The organism is Sphingomonas sp., from assembly GCF_051962185.1.
GTDB lineage: Bacteria > Pseudomonadota > Alphaproteobacteria > Sphingomonadales > Sphingomonadaceae > Sphingomonas.
In genome coordinates this window covers 15,440-31,347 of record NZ_JBQCCN010000018.1, presented here as the reverse complement: position 1 = coordinate 31,347, position 15,908 = coordinate 15,440, and the positions used below count along the sequence as shown (strand labels likewise).

At 66.6% G+C, this 15,908-nt stretch carries 11 protein-coding genes and 1 pseudogene; 5 read left to right on the top strand and 7 right to left on the bottom strand.

All coding sequences use genetic code 11. The features are described from left to right. Together ACTHJR_RS01405 and ACTHJR_RS01400 are read right to left on the bottom strand one after the other, a co-directional pair. Window positions 1–1,079, bottom strand: a pseudogene (locus ACTHJR_RS01405) (glutamate dehydrogenase); the annotation flags it as partial. A gap of 298 nt (window positions 1,080–1,377) precedes the next feature. Further along, window positions 1,378–2,613 carry a PAS domain-containing protein gene (locus ACTHJR_RS01400; protein WP_440521262.1) on the bottom strand — a complete coding sequence of 412 codons (1,236 nt, stop codon included), beginning with the start codon at window positions 2,611–2,613 and terminating at the stop codon, window positions 1,378–1,380. Window positions 2,614–2,892: 279 nt separating this feature from the next. Here ACTHJR_RS01400 and ACTHJR_RS01395 point away from each other — a divergent pair, with 279 nt between their 5' ends. Next, window positions 2,893–3,087 (top strand): hypothetical protein, encoded by a 195-nt coding sequence (locus ACTHJR_RS01395; RefSeq protein ID WP_440521261.1) that lies wholly within the window; start codon window positions 2,893–2,895, stop codon window positions 3,085–3,087. Window positions 3,088–3,190: 103 nt separating this feature from the next. Here ACTHJR_RS01395 and ACTHJR_RS01390 read toward each other — a convergent pair whose 3' ends face one another. From ACTHJR_RS01390 to ACTHJR_RS01380, 3 genes are all read right to left on the bottom strand, one after another. Beyond that, complete coding sequence (locus ACTHJR_RS01390; RefSeq protein WP_440521260.1) at window positions 3,191–3,808, bottom strand: YkgJ family cysteine cluster protein; 618 nt, start codon at window positions 3,806–3,808, stop codon at window positions 3,191–3,193. Between the two features lie 135 nt (window positions 3,809–3,943). Beyond that, entirely contained in the window at window positions 3,944–5,050 is a 1,107-nt protein-coding gene (locus tag ACTHJR_RS01385; protein ID WP_440521259.1) for an acyltransferase family protein, read from the bottom strand. A gap of 14 nt (window positions 5,051–5,064) precedes the next feature. Next, on the bottom strand, window positions 5,065–6,336 hold the full coding sequence (locus ACTHJR_RS01380) for an amidohydrolase family protein (RefSeq protein WP_440521258.1): 1,272 nt from the start codon (window positions 6,334–6,336) through the stop codon (window positions 5,065–5,067). 34 nt (window positions 6,337–6,370) lie between these two features. Between ACTHJR_RS01380 and ACTHJR_RS01375 the strand changes: the two genes are divergently transcribed. Both ACTHJR_RS01375 and ACTHJR_RS01370 read left to right on the top strand, forming a co-directional pair. Continuing rightward, window positions 6,371–8,572, top strand: a complete 2,202-nt coding sequence (locus tag ACTHJR_RS01375; RefSeq protein WP_440521257.1) for a penicillin acylase family protein — start codon at window positions 6,371–6,373, stop codon at window positions 8,570–8,572. A gap of 109 nt (window positions 8,573–8,681) precedes the next feature. Further along, the gene (locus ACTHJR_RS01370; RefSeq protein WP_440521256.1) at window positions 8,682–8,948 is read left to right on the top strand and encodes a hypothetical protein; all 267 of its coding nucleotides are present in this window, start codon (window positions 8,682–8,684) and stop codon (window positions 8,946–8,948) included. A gap of 165 nt (window positions 8,949–9,113) precedes the next feature. Here the strand turns inward: ACTHJR_RS01370 and ACTHJR_RS01365 are convergent, their stop codons facing one another. Further along, complete coding sequence (locus tag ACTHJR_RS01365) at window positions 9,114–10,037, bottom strand: FecR family protein (RefSeq protein WP_440521255.1); 924 nt, start codon at window positions 10,035–10,037, stop codon at window positions 9,114–9,116. Further along, complete coding sequence (locus ACTHJR_RS01360) at window positions 10,034–10,555, bottom strand: RNA polymerase sigma factor (protein ID WP_440521254.1); 522 nt, start codon at window positions 10,553–10,555, stop codon at window positions 10,034–10,036. Before ACTHJR_RS01360 ends, ACTHJR_RS01365 begins: the two co-directional genes overlap by 4 nt. A 181-nt stretch (window positions 10,556–10,736) precedes the next feature. On the opposite strand from ACTHJR_RS01360, the gene ACTHJR_RS01355 reads away from it, so the two are divergent. After that, a complete protein-coding gene (locus tag ACTHJR_RS01355; RefSeq protein ID WP_440521253.1) occupies window positions 10,737–14,132 on the top strand; it encodes a TonB-dependent receptor in 3,396 nt (1,131 codons plus the stop codon). Further along, a complete protein-coding gene (gene ggt, locus ACTHJR_RS01350; protein WP_440521252.1) occupies window positions 14,132–15,874 on the top strand; it encodes a gamma-glutamyltransferase in 1,743 nt (580 codons plus the stop codon). The genes ACTHJR_RS01355 and ggt overlap by 1 nt, the downstream gene beginning before the upstream one ends. The last annotated feature ends 34 nt before the right edge of the window (window positions 15,875–15,908 follow it).

Here is a 15,908-nt window from a genome sequence, read left to right as displayed (position 1 = left end):
ATCGATCGGGCCATGACCAGCCGCGGCCGTGGCCGATCGGCCCGGCGCATTGCGGTCAACGCGACCTCCTCGAGCGCGTCGGGAGCGAAGGCGATCAGCAAATCGTGGGGCAGGGTGGTCAAGGCGTGCTCGAGCGCCTTGCCGGCATGACCCTTGGGGTCGAAGCCGAATTTCTTCTGCAGGTCGCCAAGCCGTGTGCGCAGCACGGGAATGTCGTCGGGCGGCGTGTTGAGCGCGGCCGAGGTCCACAGGCCGGCATGGATCGACAACCCGGCGACCTTCTTGCCGTCGCGGATCGGTACGACGACCAAGTCGAGCGGGATGTGACGATGGACGCTCGAGATGAAATTGGACTTGAGGAGAAGCGGGGCCTCATTGCCCTGTTCGAACCATTGGATCGCCAGCGCGCGCGACGCCTCGGCCAGGATCGGGGTCTCGTGCTTGTTGCGGCAAATGCCGAGCGGCGCCTTGACGCTGCCGTCGGCGGCGAAGGCACCGTGGCCGAGCAGGGTGAAATGGCGATCGAGGAACCAGCGCAGCAATTCGGCGCCTTCGCCCTTCAGCGTCGCGGCGTCCGCAGCCATCGCTTCCTGCAGCGGTACCCAGTCGGAGACGGCCGCGCGCACATCCTTGAGATTGGCTTCGAGCGCGGTGATCAGCGAGCGGCGTTCGCGCGCGTCGGCGCGTTCCATCTCGATATAGATCATCGACTCGGGTTGGCCCTCACCGACCCCCATCAGCCCGCCCGAGGGGTCGCGCGTGACCGGAATGACCGGGTGGATGATGCGATCGACGGCGATGCCCTGGGCGGCAATGGTGGCCGCGACCGAATCGACCAGGAACGGCATGTCGTCATTGACGATGGCGACCCGCATGCGGCGGCGCGGATCGTTGGCCGCGATCGGCTCGATCACCATCGTCGGGGCGCCGGGCGGGCGGTTATAGGCAGCGGTGGCGACGAAGGTCGCGGCTTCCGCGCGTTCCGCCTTTCCAAACCCCTGCAACTCTCCCGGCAAAGCACCCTTGGTCAGCCGGTCCGCGAGCGCGTCCGACAGCGATTTCAGCGTAGTCTTGGCCATGACCGCCCTATGCGCCCGCGAAACAAAAGGCTCAAGGATAGTTTCGGATGTAACTTGATGCGGGTGGGATTTGGGTAGGGCGGGAGCAGCAGGGCGAGCCTGACGAATCTTATGAGTGTGACCGGCCCCTTCACCGTCATCCCGGCCTTGTGCCGGGATCCACCGGGAGGCTGGCTGAAGAGCTAGAGGTTCGATTTCCGCGCTTGCGGCACAGTGGATCCCGGCACAAGGCCGGGATGACGATGTATGTAAAGTGACGGTGTTGGGCCGTGAGGCCGATGCCGCCGAAGCACTCTTGTTACTTCGCCGCCTTCAGCGTCCGCGCGGCCAGCGCGCGGTCGTTGGCGACCGAGGCGACGATGTCGACCGTGCCTTCGCCGGTCGTGCGGCCCAGCATCACGACCAGCTCGCCGGGCGCGAGGCCGGTGGCGAATTCGACGCTGGCCAGCACCAGCCGTTCGGCGATCTCGGCGAGCGGGTCGCGTGCTTCTTCCTTGTCCGGATTGCGCGCGGCGCGCTCGGCGGCGACCACGGCCTTGATCCCGCCTTCGACGGTTTCGAGCACCTGAGTCAGTTGGCCGGCAGGGATCGAATGGCGGCGCGCATGCGCCAGCACCGCGGCGAACTCGGTCAGCCGCGCCTTGTCGTAATCGGCGCCGAACACGAGCTTGGCGACCGCGGTCATCGGCGCGCGGTCCTGCACGGTCACGCCGGCATCGGCGAGCAATTGCTCATAGGCGCCGGCATCGGCCTCGGCGGCGATCCCGAAATCGTGCGCGCGGCCCAGCGCGCGGTAGAGCGCGGCGCGGCTGCGGGTGTCGGCGGTGGTCGCGGCATGCGCGGTCTCGCGCGCCTGGGCGAGCTTGCCGGCGAGATCCTCCGGCTCGGGGCCCGACGATACATCGGCGGCGGGACCGTCCGCCCAGACCGGGGCGGTTGCCTGCGGCTTGGGCGCGGTGCGGAGCGCGGTATCGACTTCCGCGTTCAGCGCCTTTTGCGTCGCGGCGTCGGCCAGTTCCTTCCAGTTGATCACGCCATAGATGAAATCGATCGTGTCGTCGTTCGACGAGAACGGCATCAAGATGCCGCGGTACATGGTGTTGTGGCCGCGCGTCCCGACGAACTCGGCCTCGAAGCCGATCGGGGCGCGGTTGGCGATGATCTGGAGATAATGGTCGGTCAGCCGCGACAGCAGCGAGCGGCTGGGGACTTCGGAGATATGCGTGATCGACAGGTCGAGCCCGGTCTCGTCGCGCAGCGCGCGACCGAGATAGGCGATTCCCGGATCGTCGATCCCGGCGGTGAAGTCGAGCAGCACCGAATGCGGGCCGAAATCGGCGATATTGGCGGGATCGAGATCCTCGATCGACGGGTAGGCGCGCCCGCGCAGCAGCGAGACCCAATGATTATAGGCGCGCACGTGCATGCGGCGCTCGTCGGTGCCGATCGCCGACGACGGATCGTCGATACCCTGGTCGGCGGCCTCGTGATCGGTGCCTGACCGGTCCTCTTCGTAGCCGCGCTGCGAATCCATAAACGTCCCCACGGGCGCACATCGCCCCAATTGGGACCTTTTTGCCCCCGCCGTGGTAAACGAAGCGTAAAGCTAATTGACGCCGCCGACGCGGCCACGCGGGCCGGCCGATCCGGATGTCGCGGATCGCCGATAAAGTGCTGCTTGCGACGAACGGTGCATTTTTTCCTATCAACGTGCTGGGAATTGAGGCATAGGCGCCGACGGACTGACCCAGGACCAATTCGCGAGGCGCTGTGCCGAGCGGGGGCGCGGCCTGGAAATTATGGGAGTTTGTCCATGAAGAAGCTCGTGGTTCTTTCGGTTATCGCTCCGGTCATTCTCGGCCTCGCCGCTTGCGGCGGCAAGAAGGCCGACGACGTCATCGACAACAATGCCGCTGTCGTTGCCAACGCCGACGATGCGAACCTGGCCGACATCACCGACGAGAACGTCGCGGACGTCGCCGGCAACGCCAGCAACGTCGCCCAGTAATCGGGTGATGGCGCGGAGGGCGACCTCCGCACCGACAAAAAGCAAGGCCGCGCGATCCCAACGGGTCGCGCGGCCTTCGCTTTTTTGCGCGCCCGGTTCGGGCTCAGCTTTCCAGCATCGCGTCGAGCCGTTCGATATGGAGCCGCATCCGCGCGTCGAGATCGTCGGGCTCGGCCACGCCGCGCTCGGCACAGGCGCTCGCGACCTCACTGTCGATGTCGAGCAGGTCGCGCGCCTGATCGGGAGCGATCGCCGTATCGGCGCTCAGCCGTTGGTTGGCGCGGCAGAAGAACCCGAAATAAGCGTCGGCCGCGACGATGAACGGGCCCGCGCCCTGCGCCTCGACATAATCGGCCACCACACCCGCCTCGCCGAACTCGCCGCGCGCGGCGTGCGGATCTGGGTAGTGCAGGAAATGGACCTTACCCGCCGCGTCGATCACGCGGCCGAGCGGGAACAGCCGGCACACCAGTGGCCGGTCGGGATGCACCGTGCAGCCTTGCTCGCCCAGGAAGATACAACGCCCGTCGTCGTGCTGGCGCAGCGCGCCGTCCAGCGTGAAGGCGTCGCGCGCCGCTGCGGTCGACACGCCGCGATTCCGCGCCAGCCGCGCGATCTCATACGGATTGACCTGGATCCTCTTGTCGACACAGCAGCTGTTGCAGCGCGTGCAGCGATAGCTGAAGCGCGTGTCGGGGCCCATCGGATCGTCGGACGGCATCGCCTGCTCCATTCTCCTGCCCGCGAACATAATGGACGCGTGGCGGTATCGATAGGAACGAAGCGACTCCCCTGCGAAAGACGATGATGCGCCTCTCCATAGCTGCATCACTCCCGCTTGGTCGGGGATGACGCGCTAAACCTTCAGCACCCAGCCGCGCCGGCGCAGGAACAGCGCGATGACGATCGAGATCGCGCCGAGGATCATCGCATACAGCATCGACGTCCAGTCGAGCGGCAGGCCGGTCGCCGCGATCGCATCGAGAAGCCGCTTGCCGAGATGGGCGTCGCCGATCGGCACCTTCATCATCACGATCGCCACGGCGTCGTGGACGACATAGAGCGTGAGCGAAACAGCCCCCAAGGCGCTGGTGGTCTGCGCGATCCGCGATCCACCGACGCGCGGCCAGGCGATCTTGAGCAAGGCGAGCAGGCCGAGCCCGATCGCCGCGTTGACCAGGGTGAAGGTCGGCGTCCACAGATTCTTGTTGATCGGCCAGAACCACGCCGCGGCGACGGTCAGGCCGAGGCACAATATGGCGACCGCGGCGATCATGATGACCGGCTTCTTGCGCCGCACCGACATGCGCTGGACGGCGATCCCGATCATCGTCGTGGCGATCGCCGACAGGGTCGACAGCGGCCCTTCCGGATCGAACGGCGGCGCATTGTCGGGATGGCCATAGAGCCGGGTGCCACCAAGGATCGTGTGGTCGAACCAGCCGCTCATCCCTTCGCCCGGCCGCATGCTGCCGATCAGTTCGCCGGGGGCGGGCAGGTGGAGCAGGATTCCATGGACCAGCATCAGCACCCCGGCGGCGATCGCGGGGCCTTTCCATGTCGTCGTCTGGCGACAAGTAACGGCGCAGATCAGATAGACGATGCCGATCCGTTCGAGCACGCCGGTGAAACGGATCTCCGACAGCTTGAGGCTGAAATGGACGATCAGGCTGATCCCGAAGCCGATGATCCATAGCAAGGCCGAGCGTCGCACGATCCTGGCGATCGACGGCCGCGGCATCCGCCCGTCCATCGTCAGCGGCAGCGCGAGCCCGACCGCGAGCAGGAACATCGGAAACACCAGATCGGCGATGGTCAGCCCGTCCCAGGGCGCGTGATTGATCCACCAGAAGGCGTGCGCTTCCGATCCCTGGAGGTTGGCGAGCACCATTCCGAAGATCGCGATTCCGCGCATGGCGTCGAGCGGCTCGTCGCGCACGCGGGTCGGTTTCGACATGTCCATCCGGCTTCTTCCCTTCAGCCCGTGACGACCGCGCCGCCCTTCATCACCATCCGTACATGGCGGACAGCGGCGATATCGGCAACGGGATCGCCATCGACCGCGACCAGGTCGGCGAGCAGCCCCGGCTTCACCGCGCCGAGCTTGTTGTCGAGATGGAACCAGCGGGCATTGCCCCAGGTCGCGGCGATCAGCACATCCGCCGGGCTCATCCCGGCCGCGACCATCAATTCCATCTCGCGCGCATTCTGGCCATGCGGAAAGACCCCGACATCGCCGCCTACGCAGATATGGACGCCGGCCTTCATCGCCAACTGGAAGCTGCGGCGATTGATCCGCACCGCCTCGGGCGCGGGCTCGCTGCCGTTCCAGCCGCGATAGCGCGAGGTCGCGTCCGATGCCGCCAGCGTCGGGCACAGCGCGATGCCTTTCTTCGCCATGTCGGCGAAAATCTCCGGCGTGCCGCCATAACCGTGCTCGATCGTGTCGACCCCGGCGGCGATCGCGCGGCGCATCCCTTCGGCGGTCGCCGAATGCACCGCGACCGGGCGCCCGGCATCGTGCGCGGCGGCGACCGCGGCCTTCATCTCCTCGAGGCTCAGCGTCGGTCGGCTGTCCTCGCCGGGGCGCCAGCGGTAATCGGCGTAGAGCTTCACCCAGTCGGCACCGCCGGCGATCTGCCGCCGCACCGCGGCGACGATCGAATCGACTCCCGACACTTCCTCCGCGCCTTGCGGGATGGCGACGCCGGGCTCGAACCCCTTGGGGCCGTAAGCGCCGAGCGCGACGATCGCGCGGGTCGCGACGTTGAGGCGAGGCCCGGGCACGATCCCCTGGTCGATCGCCGCCTTCAACCCGACATCGGCATAGCCCGCGCCCTCGGTGCCGAGGTCGCGTTCGCTGGTGAAACCGGCAAGGAGCGTCGCCCTGGCGCTCGCCACCGCGCGCGCGGTCCTCAGCGCCAGCGGCTCGTGCAGCACCTGATCGTCCCAGCTCGTCTCGTTATAGGGATGGAGGAAGAGGTGGCCGTGCCCCTCGATCATCCCCGGCATCAGCGTCTCGCCGGGCAAGTCGATCACTTTGGCATCGGCCGGTGCCGACAGGTTCGGCCCGACCGCGGCGATGCGATCGCCCTCGACCAGCACTTCCCAGCCGGCATGGGTCTTGCCGTCGATCCCGTCGAACACGCGCGCGGGTTTCAGCAGGATCGCCTGACGCGGCGATTCGGCAGCGGGGAGGGCGGCCACCGGCCCAAGCAGCATCGCCAGCAAGAGTATCAGCCGCCGCATGGTCTTCTCCCGATTGTCGCGTTACGCTTGGCCCATGGATAGAGCCCTCCGCCTCCCGCTCCTAGCCCTCGCGATCCTGACCATGGCGCCGACCGCGCCCGACCCCGCCCTTGGTCGGACAGGCACCGATATGGCGCGCTGGAGAGTCGAGGCCGCGCGCGTGACTATCACGCGGGACGATTGGGGCATTCCTCATGTGCATGGCAGGAGCGATGCCGATGCCGTTTTCGGCATGATCTATGCGCAGGCCGAGGACGATTTCTCTCGCGTCGAAGCGAATTACCTGACCGCGCTCGGTCGTACCGCGGAGGCACCGGATGCCGGCGAGGATGCCATCTGGAGCGACCTGCGCCAGCGGCTCTATGTCGATCCGGCGGAGCTCAAGGCGGAATATGCGGCGAGCGCGCCATGGCTCAAATCGCTGATGAACGCCTGGGCCGACGGGCTCAATTTCTACCTGGCGACGCATCCGCAAGTGAAGCCCAAGGTGCTGACCCGGTTCGAGCCGTGGATGGCGCTGAGCTTCACCGAAGGCAGTATCGGCGGCGACATCGAGCGCATCTCGCTGAGCGACCTCAAGACCTTCTACGGCAAGCCGACGCCGCCGACGCCCGAGGAACTCGGCATGGTGCCGCGCGAGCCGTCGGGCTCGAACGGCATCGCGATCGCGCCCAGACTGACCAGCGGCGGCAAGGCGCTGCTGCTGATCAATCCGCACACCAGTTTCTATTTCCGCTCCGAAGCGCAGATGTCGAGCGATCAAGGGCTCGACGCCTATGGCGCGTCGACCTGGGGACAATTCTTCATTTACCAGGGCTTCAACACCAGGACCGGGTGGATGCACACCTCGTCGACCGTCGACAATGTCGACCAGTTCGCCGAGCGCGTAACCAGGCGCGGCGGCGGCTATGTCTATCGCTACGGCGCCGCCGAGCGGCCGGTCGGGAGCGCCATCGTCACCTTGCGCTATCGCAAGTCGGACGGATTGCTCGGCGAACGGCGCTTCACCACCTGGCGTACGCATCACGGCCCGATCGTCGCGATCAAGGGCGGGCGCTGGATCGCCGAGGCCTTGATGTGGAAGCCGATACCGGCGCTCGAGCAAAGCTGGCTCAGGACCAAGACCACCGATCTCGCCAGCTTTCTGGCCGTTGCTCAGCGTAAGGCCAATTCGTCGAACGACACGTTGTTCGCCGACAGCAAGGGCGAGATCGCGTTCCTGATGCCGCAATTCATGCCGATCCGCGACAATCGCTTCGACTATACCAAGCCGGTCGACGGCAGCGATCCGGCGACCGACTGGAAAGGCCTGCATCCGCTGCCCAGCCTGCCGAGCGTGCTCAACCCGCGCGTGGGTTGGGTGCACAATACCAACGACTGGCCGTGGGACGCGGCGGGACCGGACAGCCCGAAGGCGGCGAACTATCCGCGCTACATGGACCAGGTAGGTCCGAATGCGCGCGGGACGCACGCCGATTTGCTGCTCAAGGGCAAGAGCGGCTGGACGCCGGAGAAATTGCGCGTCGCGGCGTTCGATTCCTTCCTGCCGGCCTTCGCGCAATTGCTGCCGGGGTTGGTCAAGGCATGGGACGATCTGCCCGCCGGCGATCCGCGCCGCGCCAGGCTGGCCGAGCCGATCGCGCTGCTGCGCGGCTGGGATCGTCGTTGGGGTTACGATTCGACCGCGACCAGCCTGGCGGTATTCTGGGGCGACCATTTGTGGCGCGAGGTCGGCAGCTTCGCCCAGGCCGAGCGGATGAACGTGCCCGACTATATCGCGACGCGGGTCAAGCCGTCGGACAAGCTCGACGCGCTGGCTGCGGCGACGGACCGCCTCCAGCGCGACTTCGGCGATTGGCGCGTGCCGTGGCGCGAGATCAATCGTTACCAGCGGCTCGACGATTCGATCGATCCGCATTTCGACGATGCCGGTGCATCGACCCCGGTATCCTTCACCTCGGCGCAATGGGGCAGCCTGGCGTCGTTCGGCGCCAAGACCTGGCCGGGGACCAAGCGCTATTATGGCACCAGCGGCAATAGTTTCGTCGCGGTGGTCGAGTTCGGCCCGCGGGTGAAGGCGATGGCGGTGATGGCCGGCGGCCAGAGCGGCGACCCCGCGTCGCGCCATTTCGCCGACCAGATCGGGCCTTATGCCGAGGGGCGGCTGCGCCCGGTCTATTTCTATCCCGACGAGCTCAAGGGGCATGTCGAGCGGAAGTATCGGCCGGGGGAGTAGCTGTTTGCGCACAGCCCCCCAAACAAGAGGAAATTGGATCGTGGCACATGCTGCTTGAACACCGCCGCGGAGGCCACGCCGCAGCGTTTGCCGATGACAGGTACGCGGAATGAAGCAGCCGGCCGCGCTTGCCATCGCGTCTTTTCTCTTGGGCGCCTGCGCCGTCCAAAGCGGGCCGCAACAGGCGGAGCGGGTAGCGAGCGAGCATCTGGCCAAGTCGATCGGCTGGAAATCCGACCGCAACTATACGGTACGGGATCAAGGGAAATTCTGGCTGGTCGATTACGATAAAGGCAAGGACTGGGCGGGCGGCAGGACTCGCGTTTGGGTCAGAAAGGACGACATGAAAGTGGCCGATGTTCGAATAGAACAATGACCTTTGTGTTCGCGGCTCCGGATCGTTCCCCAGGTAACGGTTACGGCGAGGGTATGACGGCTGACGCAAGGCACGGCTGATTACAGCTCAGTCCTATTACGATCGACCGTCCGCACTGGCCTTGCGGTAGCTACATCTCGCTTGCCCTTCGCGACGCCGGATCGCCTATCGTTCCTCGTCCTCGACCGCGACCGCGCGCGGATTGGCGATCAGTTCGCGGATCGCCGCGGTGTCGCCCTGGTCGACCACGCCATAAACCGGGATCGACCCGGCCGCCGGATCGGTCAGTATCACCCGGCCGCGGGCGTAGAGATTGATCTTGGCGATGACGTCGCGCAGCGGCTCGCCGTGGAACACCAGTTTGCCGCGCGTCCAGGCCGTGGCGCCCTCGGCGTCGAGATCGCGCACCTGGCGGATGAAGCCGGTACTGCCGCCGTCGCGGGTCGACATGCCGAAGGCGACGCGCTCGCCCTTGCGCGCCAGTTTCTCGATCGGTTCGGCAGGCCCCGCGCCGTCGGGGTCGGCGCGTAGCGCGATCCGGATCACGCCCTCGACCACGGTCACTTCCGCTTCGCGCTCGGCGATCTCGACGTCGAACGCGGTGCCGACCGCCTTGACCTCGCCGTGCGGCGTCTCGACGACGAACGGTCGCGCGGCGTTGTGCGCGACTTCGAACAGGGCTTCGCCCGCGCTCAAGCGGATGCGGCGCTCGGCCGGGGCGTAGTCGACCGCGACGCGGCTGTCGGGCGCGATGGTGATGGTCGATCCGTCGGCAAGGCGAACGATCCGGCGTTCGGCATGGCCGGTCGCGTAATGCTGCGCGAAGTTGCGCTCGGCCGGGGGGCGGCTGATCCAAAGGACCGATCCGAGCAAGGCGAGCAACACGATCGCCGCGGCGGCCCAGCGCCACCAGGCATGCGGTTCCTCGACGACCTCCTGCGGACGATCGAACCCGCCGAGCCACTGCCAGAAGGCGGCCGCTTCCTCGCGATCCGCGGGATGCAAATCGTGCTGCTGCCCCGCCAGAAAGCGGCCGAACACCGCGTCGGCGCGCGGCCCCAGCCCGCGATCGTCGGCCCGGCCGGTCATTGGCCGCGCTCCATCAGATGGCCGAGGCGCGCGTAAAGATGCGTCACCGCATGGGTCAGGTGCTTCTGCACCATGCGCGGGCTGATCCTGAGCTCCCGCGCGATTTCGCCCGTGCTGCGCTCGTCGAAGCGGCGCAGGATGAAGACGGTGCGACACTTGGGCCCCAATTCGTCCAGCGCGGCCTCCAGTGCGGCTTGCAGGTCGGCGACGCGGCGGCCGTCCTCCTGCGCCGGACGGACCGGCGGGAGCTGGTCGTCGACCAGGGTGGTGGTCGGCGCCGCGCGGCGATGGCGGTCGGCGATCAGATTGGCGGCGATGCGGAACAGATAGGCGCGCGGTTCCTCCAGCACCTGCTCGCGACGGCGCGCGATCAGCCGGGCGCACGCCTCCTGAACCAGATCGTCGACTTCGTGCGGGTCCGAAATTCGCCGCGAAACGAAGGCACGCAGCGCGGCGCGATAGGCTTCGAGGCCTTCGTCGCCGTCGGGCGCCCGATCGTTGCGCGCGATTCCCTCCACGGAATTCCCCTGCCAAGCTTGCCGCTTCCCTGCCACGACGCGCGCGCGGGGCAAAGGCGAACCCTAAAACCACAATGGAGGAAAATTTTCCCGGGACGGTTCGCGTTCGCCGGCCCGATGCGTCGTTTAGCGTGATCGCCCAGCAAAAAGGGCGGCGTCATAGCGATTAGGGGGATCGATCATGCATCTTCGTCATCTGTTATTCGCGAGTGCCGCGGTCGTCGTCGCGGCGCCGGCGGCCGCCCAGGCGGCGGAGGCCCGGTATCCCGTCAACCTGCCGGCTGGGTCGCTCGATTCGGCGCTGTTCCAGGCGGCACAGCAGACCAATTTGCAGATGATCTTCACCGATCCCGACATCTCGCGGGTCCAGGTGCAGCGGGTCAGCGGCACCTATTCGGCGCGCGAAGTGCTCGACCGGCTGCTGGCGAAGACCGGTTACACCTACCGTTTCACCGGACCGCGCAGCGTACGCGTGCTCGCCATAGAGAAGAACGGCGCCAAGCTGCGCGCCTCTGCGCTGACCCGCGCGGACGGCCAGCAGGTCGTGGCGGGGCAGGGACAGGCCGCGCCGCAGGCGGCCGCGGCGGCGCCCGCCGCCGATCCCCAGGACGGCCCCAGTCCCGACGCGCAGGTCCAGAAGGACATTGTCGTCGTCGGTACCCAGATCAAGGGCAGCAAGGTAACCGCGGCGCTGCCCGTCACCCGCCTCGACGAGACGCAGATCGAGGCGACCGGCGCGGTGTCGGGCGACGAATTGTTCCGCTCGATCCCGCAGATGGGCGACGTCAGCTTCAACTCGAGCTATCTTCCCAACAGCTCGAATTCGGCGCGCGGCGACGTCGGGTCGGTCAATCTGCGCAATCTCGGGGTGGGCAATACCCTGGTGCTGCTCAACGGGCGGCGGGTGGTCGCGCACCCGACCAGCCGCGCCGACGACAATCTCGTTCCCACGCTGACCTACAATACCAACGCGATCCCGGTCTTCGGGCTCGAAAGGCTCGAAGTGCTGCGCGACGGGGCTGCGGCGATCTATGGGTCGGACGCGGTGGCGGGCGTGGTCAACACCGTGCTCAAAACCGATTTCGACGGCGCTCAGATCGAGGGGCAGACCGGCTGGGCCGAAGGCACGAACCTCGCCGAGAACACGCTGAATGTCCTGCTCGGCAAGAATCTGGCCGACCGCGGCAATATCACCTTGTTCGCCAGCTACGATCGCCGCACCGCGCTGAGGGCGCAGGATCAGGACTATACCGCGAGCGACAACCGGTGCCCGCTGTTCGACGGGACGCGCTTCGCCGGCTCGACGTCGCTCGACGGGCGCAGCACGATAACCCCCTGGGGGTCGTTCCAGACGTACAAGAACGTCGTGGTGAAGATCGGCGCGACCAGCCTGACCAACGCCTCGGGGCAATTCCACATCAAGCCCACGACCAATGCCGGTTGTCAGGCGGCCTTGGGAAACGGGCTCTGCATCGACGACGGTACGAGTTCGGCCGCCGGCGACCGCAATCTCCGATTTGACGCTCCACACGCCTACAATACCGACGTGATGCCGTCGCTGCAGCGGCTCAACTTGTTCCTGACCGGCCACTACCAGCTGACCGACGGGCTCGAATTCTTCGGGGAGGGCGGCTATTATGTGGCCAAGACCCGCTCGGTCCAGGCATCGACCGGCACGCTGAGTTCGGGGCCGCTGGTGATTCCGGCGTCGAACTATTGGAACCCGTTCGGCCCGGTCACTTTCGCCAACGGTCAGGCCAATCCCAACCGGCTGGCGGGCATCAATGCGCCGGCGGCGGGGTTGCCGGTCACGCTGAGCAGCTACAATTTTTCCGACGTCGGCCCCAATATCGTCGACGTGAAGAACACCCAATACCGCCTGCTCGGCGGGTTGCGCTGGAACTTCCTCGGCTTTCGCTGGGAAAGCGCCGCGGTCTATTCCGAAGCGACGGTCCGCGACTCCTCCGACGGCATCAGTCAGACCCTGTTGCAGCGCCAGTTGGCGCTGTCGACGCCCGATGCCTACAACCCGTTCAACGGCGGCAATCTGAACGATGTCAGCGGTGCCGACGCCACGCCGAGCAGCCGTGCGGCGATCGACGCGATCAAGATCCGGACGACGCGCAACAGCAAGTCCACCCTGGCGATGATCGACCTCAAGGGGTCGAACGCGTCGCTGTTCCATTTGCCGGGCGGCGACGTCGGCATCGCGATCGGCGGCGAAGTGCGTCGCGAGACGCAGAACGACGATCGCGATCCGCGCGTCGACGGCACGATCACCTTCACCGATGCGATCAGCGGCGCGGTCAACGGCTCCGACCTGATCGGCACCAGCCCGTCGCCCGACACCCATGGCAAGCGCACCGTCGCGGCCGCGTACGTCGAACTGGCGGTGCCGGTCATCAGCCCGGAGATGAACGTCCCGCTGATCCGCAGCATCGAGCTCCAGCTCGCCGGGCGGTTCGAGAATTACAGCGATGTCGGCAGCGTCGCCAAGCCCAAGATCGCGGGTGCTTGGGACGTCATTCGCGGCATCCGCTTGCGCGGCTCCTATGCCGAAGGGTTCAAGGCGCCGAACCTGGAACAGATCAACGCGACCGTCGTGACGCGCTCCAACACGCGCACCGATTACGTCCGCTGCGAAGCGCAATTGCGCAGCGGCGCGATCTCCAGCTTCGCCAATTGCTCGCAAGGATTCTCGACCTCGGCTCAGCGCTCGGGCAACCCCAATCTCAAGCCGGAGACGTCGAACACCTGGTCCACCGGCGTCGTGCTGGAGCCGCATTTCCTCGACGACGCGATCGGCCGGATCACTTTCACCGCCGATTATTGGCATATCGATCAAAAGGGCATCGTCGGGCTGTTCGGCGAGGGCAATGCGCTGATCAACGACTATCTGCTGCGCGTCCAGGGCAAGAGCGATCCAAACGTCATTCGCGCCGCGCCGACCGCCGACGATATCGCCCTGTTCGCCGGCACCGGGCTCGATCCGGCCGGCCGCGTGCTCTACGTCAAGGACCAGTACGTCAACCTGCTGCCGCAAACCGCGGCGGGCGTCGACCTGGGCTTGAACTGGCGGCTGCCCGATTTCGGCATCGGCCGCTTCACGCTGAACGCCAACGCGGCCTATCTCGACAAATTCTTCCTGCAACCGTCGCCCAAGATCCAGACGCTGCTCGACGCGCGCGCGGCGGGAACGATCAATGCCGGGACCTTCATCTCGGGCGGCGGCGACCTCGTCCGCCAGAATGGCAAGCCGCGCTGGAAAGTCAGCGGATCGCTGATCTGGGATTACAAGAATTTCGAGCTCGGCGGGTACACGCAATATACCAGCGACGTCGACGATACCGGGCTGATCGATTCGGCCGGCGCGCCGTGGCTGATCGAGGACCGGATGACCTTCAACCTCTATGGTCAGGTCAGCGTCGGCAACAAGGCGCAAGGCAAATACCGGCTGCGCATCGGCGTGCGCAATCTGACCAACGCGGCGCCGCCCTTGTCCTCCTCGGGCTATCTCGGGTCGATGTACAATCCCTACGGCCGCTATTGGTACGCCAGCATGCGGGCGTCGTTCTGATGCGCGGGCCGCGGCGCGGCGCGCTGTCGTTCGCTTTGCTGTCGCTCGCGATCGCGCCGATCGCGCAAGCGCAGGAGGAACCGGCTTCGAAGCCGGTTTCGGGCGGCGACATCGTCGCCTATGAACAGATCCACAAACCGGCGATCGGGCGCGGCGGCATGGTCGTCAGCCAGAATGCGATCGCCGCGCGGGTCGGTGCCGATATCCTGCGCCGGGGCGGCAACGCGGTCGACGCGGCGGTGGCGGTCGGCTTCGCGCTCGCGGTGGTGCTGCCGCGCGCCGGCAATATCGGTGGCGGCGGCTATATGTTGGTGCATATGGCCCCGAAAAACGGCAAGCCGGCGGTCGATTTGGCGATCGACTATTACGGCCAGGCCTCGCGCAACACGACGCCCGACCTGTTGCTCGACGCGAAGGGCAAATTCGACCGTGCCAAAGGCTATTCGATGAAGGGGGTGTCGATCCCCGGCACCGTCGCGGGTCTGTGGGAAGCGCACCAACGCTTCGGCTCGCTCCCCTGGGGGGCGCTGATCGCGCCGGCGATCGCTTTGGCCGAAAAGGGCGTGGCGCTGTCCGACGACGAAGCCCAGGCCAATGCCGAGCAGAAGAAGGACATGGCCGACGATCCGGCTGCGCTGGCGGTCTATTTCAAGCCCGACGGCAGTGCCTACAAGCCGGGCGAGGTGTGGAAGCAACCCGATCTCGCCGCGACGCTGAAACTGATTGCCGCCAAGGGCCGCGACGGTTTCTATACCGGGGCGTTCGCGCGGAAGCTCGCCGCCGGGATCAAGGCGGGTGGCGGAATCATCGATACGGTCGACCTCGCCGGCTACCGGCCGATCGTCTCGTCGCCGATCTGGTCGAGCTATCGCGGCTACCGCATCGCCTATATGCCGCCGACCGCCTCGGGCGTCAGCGTCGCCGAGGCGATGAACATCCTGGAGAAGTTCCCGGTACGCGAGAAGGGCTGGGGCAGCGTCGCCAATCTTCATCTCCTCGCCGAGACGATGAAGATCGTCTGGTCGGATCGCCGGCTGGTCGGCGGCGCGCCGGACTGGAAGACGCCGGCGACCGGCCTCGCCAGCAAGGGCTATGCCGCCGAGCGCGCGAAGCTGATCCGCCCCGACCGCTCGCTGGGCGAGAAGGAAGTGCCCGACGGCAATCCCTATCCCTATGAGAGCAAGGACACGACGCATTTCTCGATCGTCGACGCGGCGGGCGACGCGGTCAGCAATACCTATACCTTGTCGGCCTCGTACGGCGCGCATGTCGTCGCGCCGGGCACCGGCGTGCTGCTCAACAACTCGCTCGGCAACCTCGCCTGGGGCAAGGGGCGCGACCAGGACAAGGCGACCGCGCCGGTACCGGGCAAGCGCGTCGGGTCGACGATCACGCCGATGATCGTGTTCAGGGACGACAGGCCGTGGTTGGTCACCGGCACGCCCGGCGGCGGCTACATCATCGCGACGATGGTGCAGATGCTGTCGAACGTGATCGATTTCCGCCTCAACGTCGCCGAGGCCGCCGAGCGGCCGCGGATGAACCAGGCGGGCGGCGACGGTGCGCTCGAACTCGAACAAGGCTATTCGCCCGACATCGTCCCCTTGCTCGAGGCCAAGGGGCACAAGGTACGCCCGTCGAACACGATGGGCAGCGTGCAGTCGATCATGGTCGACGGCGACCGGTTCATGGGCGCGGCCGATACCAGGCGGCCCGATGCTGCGGCGGTCGGCGTCCGCTGATCGCCGGCCTGCCAGCACGACAAGATGGGGGAAT

Bases quoted from the DNA above. Each gene is read 5' to 3' on its own strand.
- ACTHJR_RS01400 (WP_440521262.1), bottom strand. From the start codon at position 2,613: ATGGATTCGCAGCGCGGCTACGAAGAGGACCGGTCAGGCACCGATCAC.
- ACTHJR_RS01395 (WP_440521261.1), top strand. From the start codon at position 2,893: ATGAAGAAGCTCGTGGTTCTTTCGGTTATCGCTCCGGTCATTCTCGGC.
- ACTHJR_RS01390 (WP_440521260.1), bottom strand. From the start codon at position 3,808: ATGCCGTCCGACGATCCGATGGGCCCCGACACGCGCTTCAGCTATCGC.
- ACTHJR_RS01385 (WP_440521259.1), bottom strand. From the start codon at position 5,050: ATGGACATGTCGAAACCGACCCGCGTGCGCGACGAGCCGCTCGACGCC.
- ACTHJR_RS01380 (WP_440521258.1), bottom strand. From the start codon at position 6,336: ATGCGGCGGCTGATACTCTTGCTGGCGATGCTGCTTGGGCCGGTGGCC.
- ACTHJR_RS01375 (WP_440521257.1), top strand. From the start codon at position 6,371: ATGGATAGAGCCCTCCGCCTCCCGCTCCTAGCCCTCGCGATCCTGACC.
- ACTHJR_RS01370 (WP_440521256.1), top strand. From the start codon at position 8,682: ATGAAGCAGCCGGCCGCGCTTGCCATCGCGTCTTTTCTCTTGGGCGCC.
- ACTHJR_RS01365 (WP_440521255.1), bottom strand. From the start codon at position 10,037: ATGACCGGCCGGGCCGACGATCGCGGGCTGGGGCCGCGCGCCGACGCG.
- ACTHJR_RS01355 (WP_440521253.1), top strand. From the start codon at position 10,737: ATGCATCTTCGTCATCTGTTATTCGCGAGTGCCGCGGTCGTCGTCGCG.
- ggt (WP_440521252.1), top strand. From the start codon at position 14,132: ATGCGCGGGCCGCGGCGCGGCGCGCTGTCGTTCGCTTTGCTGTCGCTC.